This window comes from Streptomonospora wellingtoniae (assembly GCF_031845375.1).
Taxonomy (GTDB): Bacteria; Actinomycetota; Actinomycetes; order Streptosporangiales; family Streptosporangiaceae; genus Streptomonospora; species Streptomonospora wellingtoniae.
Genome location: NZ_JAVREK010000002.1, coordinates 90,423 through 110,947 on the forward strand (window position 1 = coordinate 90,423; position 20,525 = coordinate 110,947).

Sequence of the window (20,525 nt, forward strand, 5' to 3'; positions counted from 1 at the left end):
CCGTGGCGGTCCTGATGGCGGCGACCTTCCTGGCCGCGCGGCGCCAGGACCGCCACGACCTCGTGGATGTCGCCTGGGGCGCGGGGTTCGCGCTCGTGGCCGCCGTGTCGGCGCTGCTGTCCACCGGCCACGGCGACCCGTTGCGGACGTGGGTGGTCGCGGGGCTCACCGCCGTATGGGGTCTGCGCTTGGCCGTGCACATCGGTGCCCGGCGCCGCGGTGCGGGCGAGGACCCCCGCTATACGGAGCTGCTCTCCGGCGCCCCCGGTCGCCGCGACATCTACGCGCTGCGGACGGTCTATCTCCCGCAGGGCCTCCTCGTGTGGGCGGTCTCGCTGCCGGTGCAGGCGGCCGCCTACACGCCCGGCCCGGCGAGCGCCCTCCTGGCGGTCGGCGCGGGCGTGTGGCTGACCGGCTTCCTCTTCGAAGCGGTCGGCGACGCCCAGCTCGCCCGGTTCAAGGCCGATCCCGACAACCGCGGCCGGATCATGGACCGGGGCCTGTGGGCGTGGACCCGCCACCCCAACTACTTCGGCGACGCGTGCGTGTGGTGGGGCCTCTACATCGCGGGCGCCGACACCTGGCCCGGTCTGCTCACCCTGCCCGCGCCGGCGGTGATGACCCTGCTGTTGACCGCGGGCTCGGGCAAGCGCCTGCTGGAGGCGCGCATGCGCGATCGGCCCGGTTGGTCCGAGTACGCCCGCCGCACCAGCGGATTCCTCCCGCTCCCGCCGCGGCGCCCACTTGCGTAGCACCCGGAAGACGACAAATCGAAGCATTCTCCCATTCAGACCAAACCGTCCCTTTCGTAGGCCCGAATACCACGTAGAGGCGCCTCAGGAACGCGTGCGGCCACACGCGACAACCCGCACGGAAGGAACCGACTGTGAACGCCAGGAAGCTTGCACCGCTCGCCATCGCCCTACCGCTCGGCCTCTCGACGTGCCTGTTCGCCGCCGCGCCCGCGAGCGCCGCGGAGACATGGACATTCCAGAGCAACCTCGCCCAGCTCAACGACTCCGGCACCAGTGGACAGGCCTGGGTGGAGGTCGAAGGCAACACCGCCGACATCACCGTCAACGTCAGCGGCGCGGTCCCCGACTCGCCGCACGCCCAGCACATCCACATCGGCGGTCAGGGGGTCTGCCCGACCATGGACGCCGACGACAACGACGACGGCATCGTCTCCACTCCCGAGGGCCAAGGCTCCTACGGCGGAGTCAAGGTGTCGCTGACCACCGAGGGGGACACCGGCGCCGACAGCGCGGTGGCCGTGGACCGCATGCCCGCCGGCGACGGCTATACCTACGAGCGCACCGTCGATCTGTCCGACGACGTGATCCAGGACATCAGCGACGGATCCGCCTCGGTCGTGGTGCACGGGATCGACGCCAACGGCGACGGCGAGTACAGCGGGGACGCCAAGAGCCCGCTGGACGAGGAGCTGCCGCTGGAGGCCACCGCACCGGCCGCCTGCGGCGAGCTGCAGCTGAGCCCCCAGGGCGGCATGGACACCGGTGCGGGCGGCACGGCCGGTGGCGGCATGAACATGAACGCCGGCCTGATCGGTCTCGGCGGTGTGCTCGCGGCCACGGCCGTGGGCGGGGCCGTCGCCGCCAGGCGCCTGCGCCACGACAGCTGACCGGCGCATGAACCGAATGGGAGCACCGGTCCCTGTGCCCGAAGACGCATATCACCCGCGTCCTCGGACGAGCGGCCGCCGCGGCACCACCAGTGCCGCGGCGGCCGCGGGGGCGCTTCTCCTGCTCGCGGCGCTCGCCGCCGGATGCGGGCAGGCGCCCGATGGCGGGCCGCCGGCGTCGTCCGCTTCTGCGGCCGCGCCGAGCGCGGCGCCCGGCGGCGCCGAGTCCGGCTCCGCCGGGCAGCGGGACACCGAGACGCTGCCCCGCTCGGCCCCGGACGGCTTGGAGATCCCCGCGATCGGTGTCGACACCAGTGAGACCGTCGCCCTCGGCACCCGGGACAACGGCAAGATCCAGGTGCCTGAAGGCGACCACACCGTCGGCTGGTACGACGGCGGCCCCACACCGGGCGAGTTCGGCCCGGCGCTGATGGGTGCGCACGTCGACTCCGACTCCGGGCCCGCGCTGTTCTACCGCCTCGCCGACTTGGACAGCGGCGACGAGGTGCGGGTGCGCCGCCAGGACGGCACGACCGCCGTGTTCACCGTCTATGCGGTAGAGCAGTACGCCAAGAGCGCGTTTCCCACGCGCAAGGTCTACGCCCCCACCGAGAACCGCGCCGAGCTGCGCCTGGTGACCTGCGGCGGCACCTTCGACGGCGACAGCGGGCACTACCGCGACAACACCGTGGTCTACGCCCGGATGAGCGGCGTGGCGTGACGCGACCGGGGCTGTGCGGCCCGACCCCCGCGGCCGTGCCGCACAGCCCCGGTCGCAGGGGGATGCTCGGCGGGGACATCGGCGTACACCGGCCCGGCTTCACCGCGGCAGCTCGGTGGCGGAAAGTCTGTGCGGCCGTGCGCGCCGCATCGACATGCCGTCCGCGCGCCGGCGCCGGCGCCGGCGCGGACCGGGCCGCGCCGCGCCTTTGGGCCGTGGCGGCCGTCGGGTCCGCCCGGTCGCGCGACGGCTCCAGAACGGGTCCGGCGGGGAGCAGGCGGCGGCGGTGCGCGGGCGGGGCGCCACCCGGTTCGGAGATCTCTCAGCCCGCGTCGGCGAGGCGGACCCTCTGGACCAGGGGAGATGGGCCAATCTTGGGGTTGGACGGCGGTGGTTCGACCGGTTCTCCGGCCCCGCCCGGCCGCAGCGGTGACCGGGCGACCATGCGCGACGACGTCCCGCCGCAGTGCCCTGCCGTCGTGAACAGACACCACAGGGAGGACGAGACATGGCCCGGACCCCTGGCGGACCGGAGTGCACCGGGCGCGCCCGGCCGCAGCTTCCCCGGCGCCGGGAACCCTGCGCACCACACCCGGGAGGGGACCGTCCATGAAACCGGCCGGAACCTCAGCCACCTTGCTCGCCTACTTCTCCCGTGCCGGGGAGAACTACTGGTACGGGCGCCGAAGGGACCTCGCGGTCGGCAACACGAAGGCGGCAGCCGACACCATCGCCGACTTGGCCGGTGTGGAGGTGTTCCGCATCGAGGAGGACGAGCCCTATCCCCACGACTTCGACACCACGCTCGCGCGGAACCAGCGAGAGCAGGCCCGTGACGCCCGCCCGCTGATTACGGGGAGCCTGCCGGATCCGGACCGCTTCGACACGGTCCTGCTGGGGTGCCCGGTCTGGAACAACCGCGCCCCGATGATCATGCACACGTTCCTCGACGGCTTCGACATGGCCGGCAAGACGATGTATCCGTTCGCGACATACGGGATCGGCGTGGGCCAGGTCTTCGACGACTACGCGGACCTCTACGTGGGCCGTGCGGTCATCGGCGAGGGACTCGCCCTGCGCGGGGAGGAAGTCGCAGAAGCGGAGCCGGATATCGAGCACTGGCTGACCGGCATCGGTCTCCTCCAGTCGTGACCGCATCCGCCGTACCGAGGCCCAGCGGTGGTCGCGGGCGCGGCGCGGATACCGCCTCCCCGACCGGTTCGGCGTCCGGCCCCGAAGGTCAGGGGGTACCGTCGTTCCCTCCCATGCGGAAGGCGGGCGACCTAGTGTGGAGGTATGAAGCAGGTCGATCACCGCGCCGAGGTGCGCGAGTTCCTCTCTTCGCGGCGGGCGCGCATCACCCCCGACCAGGCCGGGCTACCCGCCTACGGCGGCAACAGGAGGGTGAAGGGGCTGCGCCGCGAGGAGGTCGCGATGCTGGCCGGGGTATCCATCGACTACTACGTCCGCATGGAGCGCGGCAACTTGTCCGGCGCCTCCGAGGAGGTGCTGGACGCGCTGGGGCGTGCGCTGCAGCTGGACGAGGCCGAGCGCGACCACCTGCACGCCCTGGCCCGGGCCGCGGGTCCGCAGCGCCGGCGGCTGCGACGCGCGCCGCCCACGAGCGTGCGCCCCGCCGTCCAGCAGGTGCTCGACGCCGTCTCCGACGCCCCGGCCTGGGTCCGCAACGGCCGCCACGACATCCTCGCGGTGAACCGCCTCGCCCGCGCCCTGTACTCCCCGGTCCTCGCGGATCCGCGGCGGCCCGCGAACACGACGCGCTTCGTCTACCTGGACCCGGCGGCGCAGGACTTCTTCGTGGACTGGGAGCGCATCGCCAACGACGCCGCGGCGATGCTGCGGCTGGAAGCCGGCCGCAACCCCAACGACGCCGAGCTGGTCGCGCTGGTGGGGGAGCTGTCGACGCGCAGCGAGGTGTTCCGCCAGCGGTGGGCCACCCACCACGTGCAGTTCCACCGCAGCGGCCGCAAGCGGTTGCACCACCCGGTGGTGGGCCGGCTCGACCTCGACTTCGAGTCGATGGAGCTGCCCTCCGAGCCCGGGCTGTCTCTGAACGTCTACACCGCGGCTCGCGGCACGCCTACCGCCGACGGGTTGACGATGCTGGCCAGCTGGGCGGCGACCCAGGAGCTGTCCGAGGAGTCGCCGACGGGCGACCGGGACTGAGGGCCCAGCGTCCGGTTCCCGGATAGGCGCCCGTCCGCGCTGCGGCCCCGAGGGCGAGCGGCCTCGCACGGCCTGGAAGGCGCAGCTCACACCGCGGCGCCGCCGCGGTTCCAGCAGAGCGGGCCGCGCGGGTCCGGCACCGCATGCCGGGCCGCGCGTCCCGGAACCGCGGGCCCAAACTGCGCACCCGCCGGCGTCACCGGCCGATCATGCGCATCTGCTCCTCGTTGTGGTGCCCGCCGGCGGCGGGAGGCAGGGCGTCGAGCCTGGCGACCTGTTCCTCGCTGAGGCGGACCCGGGCGGCGGCGGTGTTCTCCTCTACACGTGCCACGCGCTTGGTGCCGGGAATGGGGGCGATGTCGTCGCCCTTGGCCAGCAGCCAGGCGAGGGCGACCTGTGCCGGTGTGGCGCCGACCTCGGCGGCGATCGCCTGGACCTCGTCGGCCAGGTGCAGGTTGCGTTCGAGGTTCCCGCCGGTGAAGCGCGGATTGGTGGCGCGGAAGTCGTCGGCGCCGAAATCCGCCTCAGAGCGGACCTTGCCGGTCAGGAAGCCGTGGCCCAGCGGCGAGTAGGGCACGAAGCCGATGCCGAGTTCGCGCAGCAGCGGCAGCACCTGGGCCTCGGGGTCGCGCGTCCACAGCGAGTACTCCGACTGCAGTGCCGTGACGGGGTGCTCGGCATGGGCGCGGCGGATGGTCGCCACTTTGGCCTCGGACAGCCCGATGTGGCCGATCTTACCCTCGGCGACCAGTTCGCCCAGAGCGCCGACGGTCTCCTCGATGGGTGTCTCGGGGTCGACGCGGTGCTGGTAGTACAGGTCGATGTGGTCGGTGCCCAGGCGCTGCAGCGAACCCTCGACAGCGGCGCGGACGTTGGCGGGGCTGCTGTCGAGGTTCCACTCTCCGCCGCCGGCGTGGGAGACCAGGCCGAACTTCGAGGCCAGTACAGCCTCGTCGCGGCGGCCCTTGAGCGCACGCCCGACGAGCTCTTCGTTGGTGAAGGGACCGTAGATCTCGGCGGTGTCGATCAGGGTGACGCCCAGGTCCAGCGCCCGGTGGAGGGTGCGGATCGCCTCCGCGTCGTCGCTGCCCGCGCCGGTGTAGCCGTGGGACATGCCCATCGCCCCGAGGCCGATGCGCGAGACGTCCAGGGTGCCGAGTGCGATGTGCTGCACAGTCGCCGTCCTTTCGGTTATGTCCTCGATGCCGCGAACGGGTGGGCCGGCGGGCGTTGCCTGACGCGGTGCGGCCCGCCCGCAGAGGTCGGGAGGTCAGGGCGTGACCAGGACCTTGAGCGCGTCGCGGTCGGCCATGGCCTGGTATCCCCGGGCAACCTGGTCCAGGCTGAGGGTGCGGTCGAAGACCCGGCCCGGTTCGATCCGGCCCTCCAGCACGTCGGGCAGGAGCTCGTCGATGTAGGCCCGGGCGGGAGCGACACCGCCGGTCAGGGTGATATTGCGGAAGAACGTGCCGAAGTCCATGGGCAGCTGCTGGTACTGCGGCGCTCCCACACGGCTGACCACGCCGCCGTCGCGCACCACGCCCAGCGCGGTCTCCACGGCCGGAGCGAGCCCGACGCACTCCAGCACGGTGTGCGTGCCGTCGCCGCCGGTCAGTTCGCGGACGCGCTCGACGCCCTCCTGCCCGCGCTCGGCGACGACGTCGGTGGCGCCGAAGTCGCGGCCCAGTTCGGTGCGGTCGGTGTGACGGCCCATCAGGATGATGCGCTCCGCGCCGAGCCGCTTGGCGGCCAGTACCGCCGAGAGGCCGACCGCGCCGTCGCCGATCACCGTCACCGAGGTGCGCGGGCCGACCCCGGCGGTAAGAGCGCAGTGGTGGCCGGTGGGAAAGACGTCGGAGAGCGTCAGCAGCGAGGGCAGCAGCGCCGAGTCCACCGCGACCGGCAGCTTCACCAGTGTGCCCCCGGCCTGGGGCACCCGCACCGCCTCGCCCTGCCCGCCGTCCACCCCGTCGGCGCCCCACATGCCGCCGTGGCGGCACGAGGTCTGCAGGCCCTCGGCGCAGAAGTCGCAGGTGTTGTCGGCCCACACGAACGGGGCCACCACCACGTCGCCGGCCGTGAGCCCGGCGACCTCGGAGCCGGTCTCCTCGACGACGCCGAGGAACTCGTGGCCGATGCGGTCGCCGTGCTCGGAGGCGGGGTGGGAGCCGTAGGGCCACAGGTCGCTGCCGCAGATGCAGTAGCGCAGCACCCGCACGACGGCGTCGGTGGGCTCGTGCAGCTTGGGGTCGGGCACCTGCTCGACGCGGATGTCGCCGGCCCCGTAGATCAGTGTTGCGCGCATGGAAGCACCTCGTCGGTTGCAGTCGATTGCGGCTGCAACCAGAGCCCGCCGGGCGCAGGCACGCGAACGGGCCTGCCGCCGGCTCCATACGGCAACCCGTCCAGGGTGCCTGCCGCCGTGCGGCGCGCCGCAGGCCGCGTCGGCTCTGGTTGCATGCGGTGCCTCCCACGAAACCAGAGCCGCGGGCGGACGGGGAGGGCCTGTCGATCGGGGTACCGGCAGACACCCCCACAGCGTGCGCGGCGCGCTTGACCGGTCCAGGCGCCCATGTGCCCCCGGGGTGTCGATCGCGGTGCGCGGAGGGGCGGGGTGTGTGAGAACCGGCCCCGGGCGGCGAATGAGCACGTGCGCAGTGCGCTGGACGACCCGCAGGCCGACTGGTTCAGCCGGCCCGGTAGCGGGTGGCGAGTTCGGGGCTCTGTCCGCCGAAGGCGGCGAGGTCGGCCCTGAAGACGGCGTCGAGGAGGCCGGCGTCTTCCACCCCGGGGGCGCAGACGACTTCGCCGAGTTCGAGGCCGCGCAGTCCGGCTGTGACGACGTCGGCGGCGGTCATGCGGGGTACGGCGCTCAGGTCGAGGCCCTGGCGCTCGTGGAACTCGGTGGCGACGACGCCGGGGCAGAGGACTTCCACCTGGACGCCGGTTCCTTCCAGTTCGGCGCTGAGGATCTGGGACATGGCCACGAGGTTCGCCAGTGCGCCGCCGTAAACGGCGCGCCGGGGCATGACGGAACCGTCGGCGGGGCCGCTGAAGGCGATCATTCCGGCGACGTTGACGATCTGTCCTTCGCCGCGCTCCTGCATGCCGGCGACGGCGGCGCGGGTGAGCATGGTGGGGGCGAGGACCTTGACGTTGACGAGTTCGCGGGCTCGGTCGGCGGAAAGGTCGGCCATCGGCATGTAGTGGGCGACGCCGGCGTTGTTGACGAGCATGGTCAGTGGCTGGGCGGCGCAGATTTCGGCGACGGAGTCGATGCCGGCGGCGGTGGACAGGTCGGCGGCGACGGTACGCACCGCGACGCCGGGGTGGTCGGCGACGAAACCGTCGAGCCGGTCGGTGCGGCGGCCGACGATGATCAGGTCGTAGCCGTCCGCGGCGAGGCGTTCGGCGAACGCCTCGCCGATGCCGGACGTGGCGCCGGTTACGAGGGCGAGTTTGCTCATGGGTGCAGTTCCTTACTGACGTCGGTCGGTGAGCAGTCGGAGACCGCGCCGCGGGCGGGGAGGGAGGCGGAGCGTCGAACCCGGGCGTGCAGGGGATTGCCGCTTCACGGTCGGCGGTCGCGGCGGCCACGAGTAGGGACCTGACCACCCGGTCTGGTGAACCCCGGAACGAACCCCGGGGATGCTCGTGCGTGTGCCATGCCTCCACGATCGGCCTGAGACGCATGGTCAGATAGTCGTCTCGTTTTCCTGGGAACGGGCGTACCAGGACAGGCGGCTCTGTGCTCGTCATAATCGACGGCATGGCGACCACAGCACTCGGCGCGGCCTTGCGCCGCTGGCGCGACAACGTCTCGCCCCAGGCCGTCGGTCTTCCCGCAGGAGGCCGGCGGCGCGCCGCCGGACTGCGCCGCGAGGAACTGTCCCAGTTGGCCGGCGTCTCCGCCGACTACATCATCCGGCTCGAACAGGGACGTGCCACCCATCCTTCACCCCAGGTCGTCGGAGCCCTTGCCCGCTCGCTGCGACTCGCCCAGGAGGAACGCGCCCACCTCTTCCAGCTGGCCGGACTCGCCCCGCCGGGCGACGGTCTGGTTCCGCAGCACATCACCCCCAGCGTGCACCGCATGCTGGACCGGCTGACCGCAACGCCTGTCGCCGTCTTCGACGCCGCCTGGACCCAACTGCTCGCCAACCCCCTCTACACGGCGCTCATGGGGGAATGGCACGGCAGCGACCTCAACGCGGTCTGGCGCAACTTCCTCAGTTCCCGCAGCCGCGTGCGCCCCACCCCCGGGTCCCAAGCGGAGCTTCAGGCAGCGCAAGTCGCCGACCTTCGCCGCACCGCCGGCCGCTACCCCGGCGACCCGAATCTGCACGCCCTCATCGCCGAGCTGCGCCGCCGCAGCACCCACTTCGACACGCTGTGGGAATCAGGCGCCGTCGGCCGGCACCAAGCCGCCCGCAAGACCGTCGACCACCCCCGCATCGGCGCCCTGACCCTGGACTGCGACGTCCTCAGCGTCGCGGGCAGCGACCTGCGCATCATGGTCTACACGGCCCGACCCGGGACCGAGGACGCCGACCGCCTGGCACTCCTGGACGTCATCGGGACGCAGGCACTCGTCGAAGGGCCCACTGGGCGGCAGCCCGGCTCCTGACGCGGATGGCCGCCGCTCCGCCGGGCGACCGCCGACGGGCTCTGCCCCTGCGCTGAACGCCGAGCGTCGGCGCCGCGGCCCGAGACCGGTCGCTGCGGGACTACTCGCGCAGGGCCGCTTCCGCAGGTTCGGCCGCCTCCTGTTCACCCGGACCCTGCGCCGGCGCCGCTGCGTCGGCCGTGCGGGGCCGCCGGGCGAAGGGGGCGGCCAGGTCGATGGCCGCGGGCAGGGCCGCCATTGCGAGCACGACGGGCTGGTAGGAGCCGGTGGCGTCGTGTCCCAGGGAGAGCAGCAGCGGGCCCACGGCGGTGGAGGCCACGGCGATCGACTGGGTGAGCCCGCGTAGCGTGCCCAGTGTCGCGGTGCCGTAGTAGTAGGGGAACGCCGCGGCCTCCACTGCCCGCGCACCGGCCGCCGCCGCGCCCAGCGTCGCGCCGTAGGCCATGGCGCTGACCCCGGGTGCGACGAAGGGGAGCAGGGCCAGGGTGAGGGCGTGCACCGCCATCGACGCCGCGATGAGCAGCTTGGGGGAGAAGCGGTCGGTGGCCGAGCTGAAGGCCATGGAGGCCAGGAGCCCGGCCACGGTCTGGGGCAGGAAGTTGGCCGCCGCCTGCGTGGGAGTGAGCCCCTGTTCGCCCAGCAGGGCGACCTGGTGGAAGAACACCGCGGTGGTGACCAGGCCGCTGCAGGCCACAGCGCCGGAGATCGTCCAGAACATCGACGTGCGCACCACCGCGCGGAGGGGCCAGGCGGCTGCGGCATCGGCGCGGGCGCCGGACTCCGCCCGGGCGGCGGAGGCGTTGCGCACCCCGCGCATGCCCCACCAGGCGATCGGCAGGACGACGGCCCACACCAGCAGCGCCTCGGCCAGCAGGGCGTGGCGCCAGCCCAGTAGGGCGATCAGCCGCTCGGCCAGAAGGGGGAAGAGCGAGATTCCGGCCGCTCCGACGGCGCCGGTGATGCCCAGGGCGGTGCCGCGGTTGCGGGTGACGGCGATGCCCACGGCCGTGGTGGCGATCATGGTCATGCCGCCCTGGCCCATTGCGCGGGCGCCGACGAACGCGGCGGTCAGGGAGGCGAGCTCACCGGCTGCGGCGAGCAGGAGCAGGAAGGCGCCGAAGGCCAGCGCGACACAGGCCAGGACCGGGCGGACGCCGAAGCGGTCGACGGCGCGGCCGATCCAGGGCAGCGCGACGGCTCCTGACAGGGTGCCGACCATGTAAGCGGTGGAGACCGCCGAACGGCTGATGCCGATGTCGGCGATGATGTGGTCGACGAAGACGGAGATTCCGGCGGTCTGCCCGGGGCCGCTGAGGGCGAGCACCGTGCCGGACAGGGCGACGAGCAGGACGGGGTGCGGGGGCGAGGCGGCGCGGGGCGCGTCTGCGGGAGTGGTGGACGCGGGCTTGCGGAGCGCAGGCAGGAAGGACTCCTCGGTCGACGTGGGAAGGCGGCACCGCCGGGGCCGGGCGGTTGCGATCCGGGGTGGTCGGCCGACGCCTCCGGCGCGGGTTCCGGAGTGATCCAATCGACAGGACCCGCTGCAGCGCGGAAGGCGGACGACACCCAGAACCCTACTCTTCCGTCAGTGTTCAGACGGGGGCCATGTCCGTTGCCTTCACCACATCGCGGGGACGAGCCACGCGGCGGCGCGGCGGCGCTCGCGCCTTCGGGAAGGCGGCCGCCCGGCACGGACGGCACCTCCCCCGCAGGTGACCGCGTGCGCGCCCGCACTGGCGAGGATTCGTTCGACCGCGTCCAGGATCTCTTCGCGGGCTGCTCGGCATCCGGGGGTTCTCACCGGTGATACGCTTGTATCACCGTGATACGACTGTATCAAAGGAGGTCGGGTGTCGTCAGCCGCACCATGCCGTTCCCTCCCACTGTGGGTGTCCTGCACCGCGCAACTGCTCGTCGTCCTCGACGTCTCCGTCGTCAACGTCGCGCTGCCGTCGATCAGGGCCGATCTCGCAATCGGCCCGGCGCTGTCGGCGTGGGTGGCGCTGGCCTACACCCTCGGCTTCGCCGGCGCACTGCTGGCCGGCGCGCGGCTCGCCGACGTCTTCGGTACGGGGGTGGTGCTGCCGTGGGGGCTGGCCCTGTTCACGCTCGCCGGGACGCTGGGCGGCCTCGCACCCGACGGCGCGGTGCTGGTCGGCGCGCGAGCCGTGCAGGGCCTGTGCGCCGCGGTCGTCTCGCCCGCGACGTTCGCCCTGCTGACCACGGCCTTCGCCGAAGGGCGGGAGCGCATCCGGGCCGTGGCCGCCTGGACGGCGGTCAGCCTGGCCGGAGGCGGTATCGGCAACATCCTCAGCGGTGCGCTGACCGACCTCGTCTCCTGGCGCGCCGTGCTGCTGATCAACCTGCCGATCGGCGGCGCCGTCCTGGTCGGCGCAGTCCTGCTACGCCGGCGCACCCCGGCCGGCGGCAAGCGGGCCCGGATCGACCCGGCCGGTGCTCTCCTGGCCACCGCCGGGCTGACCTGCGCCGCCTACGCACTCTCCGCGGTCGGCGAGGGTGCAACAGCCGCCTCGGGCGCCGCGGCCGCGGCGGGCGCTGTACTGTTCGCCTTGTTTCTCGCACACCAGCGCCGCACCGACCATCCGCTGGTCCCGCCCGGTCTGCTGCGCAACCGCGCCGTAGTCTGCGGCAACATCGCCACCGTGCTTGCCGGCACGTGCTTCCAGGTCGCGCTGTGGTACTTCCTGACCTTCCGGATGCAGGGTCAGCTGGGCTTCTCGGCGCTGCAGGCGGGGTTCGCCTTCCTGCCCTTGACGGCGGCCATGCTCGCGGTCAACACCTGGATCACGCCGCGGTTGATGGAACGCCTGCGTCCCCGGGCGCTTGTCGGCCTCGGCGCCGTGCTCGCCTCGTTCGGCCTGGTGTGGCTCGGCCTGGGCGGTGCCGGGCAGTTCGTCTCGGCGCTGCTGGGCCCCAGCCTGGTGATCGGTATCGGGGGCGGACTGCTGAACACACCGCTGGCCACGGCCGTCACCACCGGGGTGCCGGCGGATGAGGCCGGCGCGGCCTCTGGGCTGATGAACACCGGCAAGCAGTTCGGCGGTGCTCTGGGGCTGGCCGCCGCCTCCGCCGCCGCGGCGGCGAGCGGTACCGACCGGGGTGCGTTCCTGCTCCTGGCCGGCCTCGTGGCGGCCGCCGCCGTGGCGGCCGCGCTGCTGCCCGCGGGGCGCCCCGTGCACCCGCCCGTCGAGCCCGCGGCCCGGAGAGACGCGCGGTGATTCCCGCGAACCCCCTGTGCGCTCGACGTCCGAACGACGAACATGGGGCGCGAGGACGCCGCGGCGCGGGGAATGCTGCGATCAGCTCCGGTAGCGGGTCTGCGCCTTGCCCGCGCAGCCGATGCACGTTCGGGCCGTGGGGCGCGCGCCGAGGCGCGCCGCGGCGATCGGACCTCCGCAGCCCTCGCACGTCCAGTACACCCCCTCGCGCAGCCGCTGGGCGGCCCGGTCGAGATCGGTGAGCTCGGCGCGCACGTGTTCGCGCATGGCCTGGAGCTGTTCGCGTTCGTAGGCGATCGTGGGTCCTTCGGGATCGTGCTCGTCGTCGTTCGCCGTCGATGCGGCCGCCTCGACGACGCCGTCCCACTGGCGCATCAGGGATTCGGCCAATCCCTCCGCTTCGGCTCTGGCCTGGCGGATCCGCTCCGCTGCCGCGCGGTGGTCCGTTCCGGAAGGCTGCTCAGGGAGATCGGCTGCGTCATTCATGGTGCAGGCCACAACGCCATCCGGGCGGCGGCTATTTCGCGAGCGGTCTTCCCGGGCAGCATGCGAAAGTCTGTTGTGGCCGGAGTAGACATGCGTCGGGGTTGCTGCTAACTTTCCTGTCGTAGCCGAGAGAGCGGGCTGCGGATGGCCGCCGGTGAGTATCGGCGGAGCAGGAGGGCTCGACCGGTGCAGGTGTCAGGGCACCGGGAGCCGGTGGTACGACGGACCGCTGCGATCGGCGGTCCAGTATGGAAAAGCAGAAGCAGTTGCAGGTTGTGAGGACGAGAGGAGTAGACCCCATCAGGATCGCCCGCGCGAGGAACGTCGCCGCGCGGGTACCGCAGGACCCTGGTTCGGAAGAAGGTGGTCCACGGTCAGACAACCGCGATCCCCGCATTCCCGTCGCAGTAGGTTCTACGGGAATCGGCAGACCGGCCCTGCTGGTGCCGGTAGGTAGATGGTGTTGAACTCTCGGGCCCCGGCGCCGCAATGGCGCCGGGGCCCTCGATGTGCTCACGGAGACGTTGACGAGGTGCAGTGACCGAATCCGACGCCGATGACCGACTTGATGACGACGACTTTCCCGCCTACACCATGGGCCGGGCCGCGGAACTGGTCGGCACGACGCCGGCGTTCCTGCGCGCTCTGGGCGAGGCCGGGCTGATCGAACCGCTGCGCTCGGCGGGCGGGCACCGGCGCTTCTCCCGCTACCAGTTGCGTATCGCGGCCCGGGCGCGCGAGCTGGTCGATGAGGGCACGCCGATCGAAGCGGCCTGCAAGATCGTGATCCTGCAGGACCAGCTGGAGGAGGCGCGACGGATCAACGAGGAGATGCCGGGCGCCGACCCGCCGGAGTGAAGCTCGCCGGCCCCCGCCGCCGCTGGATCGGTACGCACGCGCCCGGCACCCGAGTGCAGGGCCGGTGGATCCAGCGCACCGCGCGGCCCGGCCCCGCCCGCCTCAGGCACCCGGCATGCCCGGATGCGACGCGGTCCTACTCCTCCTCGCTCTCCTCGCTTTCGTCGGTGAGGGCGTCCACGCACACGGCGACGCTGATCACGAGGGCGGGATCGCCTCCAGGGTCGTCGCGGTAGGTGTTGACGTCCACTGCGTAGGCGTCGCGGATTCGGAACCACTTCCGCGAGATGTGGGCGATGGGGCCGCTGTCGTCGCTGATGGCGTACTCCTTGTCCAAGAAGTCGCCGGTGATCTCCCACTCGGGGCCGTCGGCCAGCTCCACGACGAGCTTGTCCTTGATGGGGTTGAACATCCGCTTGCGGACGGTGGCCACCGTTTCGCCGCCGCGCTCTACCCGCATGGTGTCGCGGATGCTGAACAGCTTCTTGCGGATGACGGCGAGCTCGTTTCCGTCCGGATCCTTGAGTTCGAAGGTCTCGCGCAGCCGCAGCGCCTTTCCGTCGACCAGGAAGGCGCGTTCTCCGTCCTCGTCTTCCACCCAGTAGTCGTCTCCGATGTCGAAGACTCGGTCACGGACAGTGAACTTCACCGGGAATCCCTCCGTCAGCAGGGGAGCGCTCGTCGGCACCGGGCGCCCTTACTCGCGGGGGTAAGCCTATGCCTGCCGTCCTCTCGGCGGTTGCGTCCACCGCCACGCGCACCGGTCCTTCGCGCCGGCTGGATGGGCGTGGCCGATCAGACGGCCGTGCAACGCACCATGACGAAACAGAAGAAAGAGTCGTCCGAGCCTGTCGGTAGTTTGATCTCCACTTCCTCCTCGACTCGAAGGCCCGCGCTCTGGAGTTCCTCCACGACGGTCGGCGGGTCCAGATATCCGACGGTCTCCGCAGAGAGGATGCGCTGAGTGGAACCGTTTTCTCCGATGATCTCGGAGTACATGTTGCTGATCTGGCGGCCTTCGGAAGGGGCCTGGCGCACGGACATCACCGTGAACGCCTTTCCGTTGTCACTGGGGAACGAGAATGAGAGGTGATTCTCCTTGGTTCCGGTCCAATCGGGCCTGGGCATGTAGTCGCACAGCAGGGTTCCGCCATGCGCCAGGTGGCGGCGAATCACCTTGAGAGTGGAAATCCTTCCATCGTCGTCCAACGTACTCAGCGATAGGCCGCCCACGACGATCACGTCGAATTGCTCCCCGAGGTCCAGGGAGGTGGCGTCGCCGGTCATGAACTCGACTCGCCCCGGAGCCTGGCCGGCCTTGTCGTGCCAGAGCCCGCGGGCACGACCGATCATGTCCTCGGAGAGGTCGACAGCGGTGACGGAGTGGCCGTCGGCCGCCAGGGTCCGAGCGAAGCGGCCGACACCGCAGCACAGATCCAGTATTCGCGCCGGCCGATCGCCGGCCCATTTCTGCACCACATTGATGTCGACGGCCCTCTGGTCGACAAAGCTGCCGTAGATCGTACCGTGGAATCCGTCGTACATTGTCGTGACCTGGGTTCCGGGAATATCCAGGCCATGGATCACTTCAGTCATACCAAAAAAGTCCGGCATAAGTTCGTTTCCTCATCTCGTCGGGCGGCGCTCGTTCACGTTATAGAATCGGTTCGCGGCTGAGACCGAAGAGCGGGAGTGCTCGGTCGGGCGGGTCCAGTCGCGCCGGCGGCCACCGCCGTAGCCGCCTGCCGTCGCTCCACTCTTGGCAGCCGGCGCTTTTCTGGCTCGGTCATTCACCAGAGGTTCCCGCCGGGGCCTGCGGGACGACCGCAACCGCTTGGAAGTCGGCACGTCCCAAGAGCCCGGCGGCCTCACGGACCTGATCGGCGCTGGTGCTGCGGAGTTCGGCGACCGCTTCGGTGGGCCAGCGCGCGCCGAACCGGCCGCCGACCACGGCGGCAAGCATGTCGGCGAGGGCGTTCGGAGAGTCGAAGGCGACCGGAATCTGAGCGGTGCAGTAGTCGACGACCCCGGCCAGTTCGTCGCTGCACGGAGGATCGTCCGCCAGGCGCCGCAGTTCGCGACGGAACGTACTCAGCGACGCCTCCAGGCCCTCGCGTGGTTGTGAGGATCGGATGAATACGCGTTCCCGGTCTCCCATCCAGTCGTATCCCGCATAGACGATGGCTCCCTTGCCGTCCTGCCGCAGGGCGGCCGTGATCAGTCGGGACGCGGGATGCCCCCCGAGTGCGGCGATGGCCAGATGAAGGGAGGCGGCGGAGGGGATCCCCGCGGGTTGAGGCGTCCATAGGGTCAGATGGGCGCTGCGGCCCCGTCCGGGAAGGAACAGCGGTTCGCCGTTCGGCTCCCGCGGTGCGTGTTCGACGGCTTTGTCCGGGGCGCGGGCCCACCATGCGGAGAAGGACTCCAAGACCATGACACGCAGCTTCTCCGGATCCACCGGTCCGACCGCCACAAGGAGCGCGCCGTCCGGAGCGGGGGCCGCCACCGGCTCCTCGTCCGTGGTCTCGACGCCGGCCAGGGCCAGTGCCCGGATCGCGACGTCCGCGAAGACGTAGGGTGACTGAGGCGGCCGCGCCGGAGGGAGGCGGTTCCATGTTCCGGAAGGACCGGCGAGAACCGCCCCGAGGCGCGTGAGCCAGGCCTGAACGCGGTCTGGGTTTGCGGCTCCCACCGCTCTCAGCCACTGGCCGTCGGTGTCCAGTTCGAGCGAGGTACCGGGGGCCGGCCCTCCGAGTTCGGAGAGTCGGATCTGCAGGGCGTGGACGAGCCGTCCCTCCCGACCGGGCCGGGCCCACACCCGTTCTCCCAGGGGGATGCGCAGCCTGAGTTCGACGAGAGGGACGCGGGCGTCACGGGCTCCCACGAGTCGCAGTCTCGTGTCGACCGCGGTGTCGAACACGTCGGCCGCCACATCCGAGGTCTGCGGTATGAGGGCCGGCGGTGCGAGCGCTCGGCTGGAGCCCGCGCCGGCCGGGGCAGCCGACCGGCGGGCCGTCGGAGCCTCCGGCTCCGAGCGGTGGGTCGGCCTTTCCCTGCGCGCCCCGGGGACGAGGACCAGGGCGGCGGCGTGCGCGCTGCCGATTCGACGGGCCGTCACGGGCAGGAGTTCGATGGCAGCGTCGAGCCGTTCGGGGATCCGGTGGAGCAGCTCGGCGTCACCGAGCAGGAGTTCGGTGCGCCCCAGCGATCGCGCCAGCCGCATCGGATCGGCGTGTTCCCGATGATGTCGTTGGATGATCCTGGCCGCCGCCTCCTTGCCGGTTCCGCGGGTGTTCGCGATACCGGTCGCGCGGTCCCGCAGTCCCGCGAGGAGAGGGGCAGCGTGTTCGGCGGCGGGAAGGCGCGCGGTGGTCACCAGGGTGTCCGGGCCGAGGGTGTCGAGGGGCTCGAAGAACCCGCAGGAGCTGTCCACCCGGGCGGGAGACGCCCCTGGGAGCTCGACGGGATCCTCCGTGAGGAGTTCGGCCACGAGCATGTGGGAGAGGTATCCGTCGAGATCCTCCCGGGGGGAGGAGAGCCGGTGGGCGAAGGCCACCGCGGCCCCGGGGAGTCCCGGCTGGGTCCCGGTGTGCCACTGGTCCGCGGTCCAGGCCGGTTCGGTGGCCGGTAGTCCGAGGGGAGACGGGTCATGGGCCCCGATGTCGCCGAAATGGCGATCGACGAGATCGACGACCCGGTCCCGGGCGAAGTCCCCGGTCACAGTGAGGACGGCGTTGCCGGGAGTGTAGTGGCGGTGGAAGAAGGCGGCGCACTGGTCCGGGGTGACACCGGCCAGGTCCTCCGGGCGGCCGTAGCCGTTGTGGGCGTTGGACCACGTCCGATAGGCGGCGGCGGGGAGGGACGGCCAGGCGAGGTCGCCAAGCAGGTCACCGTGGATCGCGTCCTCGATCTCCTGCTGGATGCCCCGCAGTTGGTCGCGAAGAGACTCCGTGGTGAAGAGGGGGGCGCGCATGCGGTCCGCCTCGGCGAACAGGGCGGCCTCGAGCGCTCCTACGGGCACCTTCTGGAAGTACTCGGTGTAGTCCTGGCGCGTGGTTCCGCCCGATTCGCCGAAGCTCTGGACGATGTGGTCGTGGAAGCGGCCGTCCGGCAGGTTCCGGCTCCCCCGGAACATCAGATGCTCGAGCAGGTGGGCGAATCCGGCATGGCCCGGTTCCTCGGACCGGAACCCGACTCCGTAGTGGACGGCCACGCCCACCCGGGGAGTCCGCGAGTCCGGAGCGAGCACGACCCGCAGCCCGTTGGAGAGTGCGTACCGGTGGATGTGTTCGGGGGGCATGGATCGCCTTTCACGGGTCACATGGAGAGCAGGCGGCCCAGGAGGGAGCCGTAGGTCCGCATCTCGGCCGCGTTCCATCGAAACGAGGCGGCATAGTCGTGCAGGTGCAGTGCGATCCGCAGGGTGGCGGCCCTGTGGCAGGAATCGTCCAGCGCGGCCCCGTACCCCTTGCCGAGCGCGTCGGCCAGTTCCTGCCAAGCGGCGGGACCGCTCCCGCGCTGCCAGCGCAGCTCCATGAGTTCGCCCAGGACGAATCCGAGGTCGTACTCACGGGCGCAGACCGCCGTATCCTGGCCTGTCAGCAGGTCGGCGCGGGTCAGCTCGGCGTCGGGGACCAGCGCACCCAGGCTGGGGAATCCGTGCACGATCACTGTGTCCTGCCGCTCGGAGAGTTCCCGTGCCCAACGCCGCAGGGTGCGCCAGTGGCCCTCTCCGACCGTGCTGCGGAGCAGCCGCCCCACCGAAGCGGACTGGGAGCTGACGGGACGGTCCTCCAGCCAGCGGTTCAGCCGGTCCATGGCCGGGGGGAGGGGGTGGTGCGCGGGAGCGGGAGCGCACTCGTGGAGTGCGCGCAGAGCCTCCCCCATGCCCCGCAGCAGGTCGGGCAGGGGGCCGCCGTCAACCGGATCCCGGTCCTTCGAGAGCAGCAACGCCGCCGCAGAGTCGACACCGCGGGTTCGGTAGACCCGGCGGTCGGGCGCGTCGCCGCCCGACAGGAGGCGGACGGTTCCGGTGGACTGCTCGGCGTGGCGGGCGACCTCCGGGGGGATGCGGCCGAAGCCGTTCGGACGCAACCACCCCGGCTCGACCGTCCAGGTGTAGTCCGAGTCATCGGTGCGGTCGACGCGGCAGCGCTGCAGCGCGCTGCTGGTCCCCCTTCCCGGGGCGGGGTCCGCCCCTTCCAGGAGCCGTGTGCGGCGTTCCTGGAGGCGCCACAGAGCGTCGTGCAGGGGCCCGGAACCGCCGACCCCTTGCTTGCCGGTGGTGAGGCTGGTCCCCTCCAGGGGAGGAACGAGCACGATGTTGCGGCGTTCCACCAGGCGGGCCCAGTGCTGTTGGAAGGGCTCGGCCTCACTCGCTCCCGGCGGAACCGACGGCACGACCGCGATCGGAACGGACGTGGATTGCAGGGCCAGCAGCGACGGACTGTCGGCCAGCCCGAGCGCGAGCCTTCCCATGTAGTGCAATGTGGCGGGGAAGACCACGGCCGCCTCGGCCCACTCCTGCAGCCGGACGTGGAGGGCTCCTTCGCCGCCGGGGTCGTCGGGCCATTCGTCGACGATGATCTTCCTGACTCCGGCCGCGCTGAGCGCTGTGGGGGTGACGAACCGCGACGCACTCCGCGTCGCGACCACCGTGGTCTCCAGGTCCGGGACGGAGGCGTTCAACCAGGAGAGCCATCCCGGGACGGAGCTTGCCGGGGCGGCACCGGTGACGACGAACAGCAGCCGGCGCACACCCACGTCGGGGGGCGCCAGATCGTTTGCGTTGAGCATTCCGTTCACGGTTCCGTCTCCTTGAGTACGGTCTCGATCTCCGCCAGCGTCGCCGCGGTGCCTGAGAGCTGGTGTGTTCCGGTGAGGTTGATGACGACCTCGTCGGCACCCGCATCGTGGAAATCGGAGATCCGCCCGGCCAGCCCGGTGGGGTCGCCGGTGAGGAAGGCACCCGCCTCGATGACCTGTTCGGCCGTCTTGGAGAGGTCCTCGGGATCGACGGCGACCCCGGCGCGGCGCAGCATGTCCTGGTAGTGGGCGCTGCTCAGATGGGAGCTGCTTCCCGCCGTCAGTACCTGCAGGGGGTCCCGGTCCGGTGCGTCCACGCACATGGGGACGATTGCGGCGACACGCGGCGCCGGCCGTCCCGCCTCGGCCGCTCCCTCCCGCATCCGGGGGATGAGTTCCTCCCTGAGGTAGGAGGCGGGCGCAAGCCAGGTGATCGCCGTGTCCGCGACCTCTCCCGCGACGCGGGCCATCCTCGGGCGCAGCATGCCGACACCCACCTCCACGCCGGGGTGGGGCAAGGGGTAGAGCGACATGTCGCATCGAACGTAGTCCCCGCCCAAGCGCACGTGTTCACCGGCCAGGAGTCGGCGGACGGTGGAGACGTACTCGCGAGTGGCCCGCAGCGGACTGTCGTACGGCCGCCCGAGCAACGCCTCCTGTATGCGGGGATCCCCGGGCGAGAACCCCGCGACGACCGGGTGACCCGTGGCCAGCGCCAGCGAGCGGAACTGCAGGGCCGCCTGCATGGGGTGCCGGTAGGGCATGAGGGCGACACCGATGCCCGCAGGCACCCGGAAGCCGGCGCCTGCGGTCTGAGTGAACGAGTCGAGGGGGTCGATCAGCGGTGAGTGCCCCTGCCACAAGCGGGCCGCGGACGTCCACTGAACGAGTGCGGCGTAGGGCAGCATCTGCTCCGAACGCATCGGGACCAGCGGCATCAGGATGGAGACCGTGCCCATC

The 20,525-nt window shown here is 71.6% G+C and carries 18 protein-coding genes; 8 read left to right on the plus strand and 10 right to left on the minus strand.

Translation table 11 applies throughout. The features are described 5' to 3' along the window. The first annotated feature begins 14 nt into the window (after positions 1–14). From RM446_RS02210 to RM446_RS02230, 5 genes are all read left to right on the plus strand, one after another. On the plus strand, positions 15–752 hold the full coding sequence (locus tag RM446_RS02210) for a DUF1295 domain-containing protein (protein WP_311543602.1): 738 nt from the start codon (positions 15–17) through the stop codon (positions 750–752). Between the two features lie 134 nt (positions 753–886). Further along, a complete protein-coding gene (locus RM446_RS02215) occupies positions 887–1,642 on the plus strand; it encodes a CHRD domain-containing protein (RefSeq protein WP_311543359.1) in 756 nt (251 codons plus the stop codon). Positions 1,643–1,676: 34 nt separating this feature from the next. After that, on the plus strand, positions 1,677–2,363 hold the full coding sequence (locus RM446_RS02220; RefSeq protein WP_311543360.1) for a class F sortase: 687 nt from the start codon (positions 1,677–1,679) through the stop codon (positions 2,361–2,363). A 609-nt stretch (positions 2,364–2,972) separates the two neighbouring features. After that, positions 2,973–3,515, plus strand: a complete 543-nt coding sequence (locus RM446_RS02225) for a flavodoxin (protein WP_311543361.1) — start codon at positions 2,973–2,975, stop codon at positions 3,513–3,515. Between the two features lie 144 nt (positions 3,516–3,659). Continuing rightward, complete coding sequence (locus RM446_RS02230) at positions 3,660–4,550, plus strand: helix-turn-helix transcriptional regulator (protein ID WP_311543362.1); 891 nt, start codon at positions 3,660–3,662, stop codon at positions 4,548–4,550. A gap of 196 nt (positions 4,551–4,746) precedes the next feature. On the opposite strand, the gene RM446_RS02235 is transcribed toward RM446_RS02230, so the two are convergent. From RM446_RS02235 to RM446_RS02245, 3 genes are all read right to left on the minus strand, one after another. Beyond that, positions 4,747–5,724 (minus strand): aldo/keto reductase, encoded by a 978-nt coding sequence (locus tag RM446_RS02235; RefSeq protein ID WP_311543363.1) that lies wholly within the window; start codon positions 5,722–5,724, stop codon positions 4,747–4,749. A gap of 96 nt (positions 5,725–5,820) precedes the next feature. Then, a complete protein-coding gene (locus RM446_RS02240; RefSeq protein ID WP_311543364.1) occupies positions 5,821–6,855 on the minus strand; it encodes a zinc-binding dehydrogenase in 1,035 nt (344 codons plus the stop codon). Between the two features lie 382 nt (positions 6,856–7,237). After that, on the minus strand, positions 7,238–8,017 hold the full coding sequence (locus RM446_RS02245; RefSeq protein ID WP_311543365.1) for an SDR family NAD(P)-dependent oxidoreductase: 780 nt from the start codon (positions 8,015–8,017) through the stop codon (positions 7,238–7,240). Between the two features lie 302 nt (positions 8,018–8,319). Here RM446_RS02245 and RM446_RS02250 point away from each other — a divergent pair, with 302 nt between their 5' ends. Further along, entirely contained in the window at positions 8,320–9,177 is an 858-nt protein-coding gene (locus RM446_RS02250) for a helix-turn-helix transcriptional regulator (protein ID WP_311543366.1), read from the plus strand. Positions 9,178–9,277: 100 nt separating this feature from the next. On the opposite strand, the gene RM446_RS02255 is transcribed toward RM446_RS02250, so the two are convergent. Beyond that, a complete protein-coding gene (locus tag RM446_RS02255; RefSeq protein ID WP_311543367.1) occupies positions 9,278–10,705 on the minus strand; it encodes an MFS transporter in 1,428 nt (475 codons plus the stop codon). Positions 10,706–11,027: 322 nt separating this feature from the next. Between RM446_RS02255 and RM446_RS02260 the strand changes: the two genes are divergently transcribed. After that, positions 11,028–12,416, plus strand: a complete 1,389-nt coding sequence (locus RM446_RS02260) for an MFS transporter (protein WP_311543368.1) — start codon at positions 11,028–11,030, stop codon at positions 12,414–12,416. 81 nt (positions 12,417–12,497) lie between these two features. Here RM446_RS02260 and RM446_RS02265 read toward each other — a convergent pair whose 3' ends face one another. Continuing rightward, the gene (locus RM446_RS02265) at positions 12,498–12,806 is read right to left on the minus strand and encodes a TraR/DksA family transcriptional regulator (protein WP_311543369.1); all 309 of its coding nucleotides are present in this window, start codon (positions 12,804–12,806) and stop codon (positions 12,498–12,500) included. Positions 12,807–13,496: 690 nt separating this feature from the next. Here RM446_RS02265 and RM446_RS02270 point away from each other — a divergent pair. Further along, complete coding sequence (locus RM446_RS02270; RefSeq protein WP_311543603.1) at positions 13,497–13,760, plus strand: helix-turn-helix domain-containing protein; 264 nt, start codon at positions 13,497–13,499, stop codon at positions 13,758–13,760. A gap of 136 nt (positions 13,761–13,896) precedes the next feature. Here the strand turns inward: RM446_RS02270 and RM446_RS02275 are convergent, their stop codons facing one another. The 5 genes from RM446_RS02275 to RM446_RS02295 all read right to left on the minus strand — a co-directional run bounded on the left by RM446_RS02275 (position 13,897) and on the right by RM446_RS02295 (position 20,524). Further along, positions 13,897–14,409 (minus strand): LURP-one-related/scramblase family protein, encoded by a 513-nt coding sequence (locus tag RM446_RS02275; protein ID WP_311543370.1) that lies wholly within the window; start codon positions 14,407–14,409, stop codon positions 13,897–13,899. Positions 14,410–14,555: 146 nt separating this feature from the next. After that, positions 14,556–15,356 (minus strand): class I SAM-dependent methyltransferase, encoded by an 801-nt coding sequence (locus RM446_RS02280; protein WP_311543371.1) that lies wholly within the window; start codon positions 15,354–15,356, stop codon positions 14,556–14,558. A 190-nt stretch (positions 15,357–15,546) separates the two neighbouring features. Beyond that, the gene (locus RM446_RS02285; protein WP_311543372.1) at positions 15,547–18,060 is read right to left on the minus strand and encodes an insulinase family protein; all 2,514 of its coding nucleotides are present in this window, start codon (positions 18,058–18,060) and stop codon (positions 15,547–15,549) included. A gap of 17 nt (positions 18,061–18,077) precedes the next feature. Further along, the gene (locus tag RM446_RS02290) at positions 18,078–19,556 is read right to left on the minus strand and encodes a flavoprotein (RefSeq protein ID WP_311543604.1); all 1,479 of its coding nucleotides are present in this window, start codon (positions 19,554–19,556) and stop codon (positions 18,078–18,080) included. A 5-nt stretch (positions 19,557–19,561) separates the two neighbouring features. Next, a complete protein-coding gene (locus tag RM446_RS02295; RefSeq protein WP_311543373.1) occupies positions 19,562–20,524 on the minus strand; it encodes an LLM class flavin-dependent oxidoreductase in 963 nt (320 codons plus the stop codon). Position 20,525: the final 1 nt, after the last annotated feature.

Coding starts and splice junctions, on each gene's coding strand:
- RM446_RS02210 (WP_311543602.1), top strand. CDS start 15: ATGGCGGCGACCTTCCTGGCCGCGCGGCGCCAGGACCGCCACGACCTC.
- RM446_RS02225 (WP_311543361.1), top strand. CDS start 2,973: ATGAAACCGGCCGGAACCTCAGCCACCTTGCTCGCCTACTTCTCCCGT.
- RM446_RS02230 (WP_311543362.1), top strand. CDS start 3,660: ATGAAGCAGGTCGATCACCGCGCCGAGGTGCGCGAGTTCCTCTCTTCG.
- RM446_RS02240 (WP_311543364.1), bottom strand. CDS start 6,855: ATGCGCGCAACACTGATCTACGGGGCCGGCGACATCCGCGTCGAGCAG.
- RM446_RS02245 (WP_311543365.1), bottom strand. CDS start 8,017: ATGAGCAAACTCGCCCTCGTAACCGGCGCCACGTCCGGCATCGGCGAG.
- RM446_RS02250 (WP_311543366.1), top strand. CDS start 8,320: ATGGCGACCACAGCACTCGGCGCGGCCTTGCGCCGCTGGCGCGACAAC.
- RM446_RS02270 (WP_311543603.1), top strand. CDS start 13,497: ATGGGCCGGGCCGCGGAACTGGTCGGCACGACGCCGGCGTTCCTGCGC.
- RM446_RS02280 (WP_311543371.1), bottom strand. CDS start 15,356: ATGACTGAAGTGATCCATGGCCTGGATATTCCCGGAACCCAGGTCACG.
- RM446_RS02285 (WP_311543372.1), bottom strand. CDS start 18,060: ATGCCCCCCGAACACATCCACCGGTACGCACTCTCCAACGGGCTGCGG.
- RM446_RS02290 (WP_311543604.1), bottom strand. CDS start 19,556: ATGCTCAACGCAAACGATCTGGCGCCCCCCGACGTGGGTGTGCGCCGG.
- RM446_RS02295 (WP_311543373.1), bottom strand. CDS start 20,524: ATGGGCACGGTCTCCATCCTGATGCCGCTGGTCCCGATGCGTTCGGAG.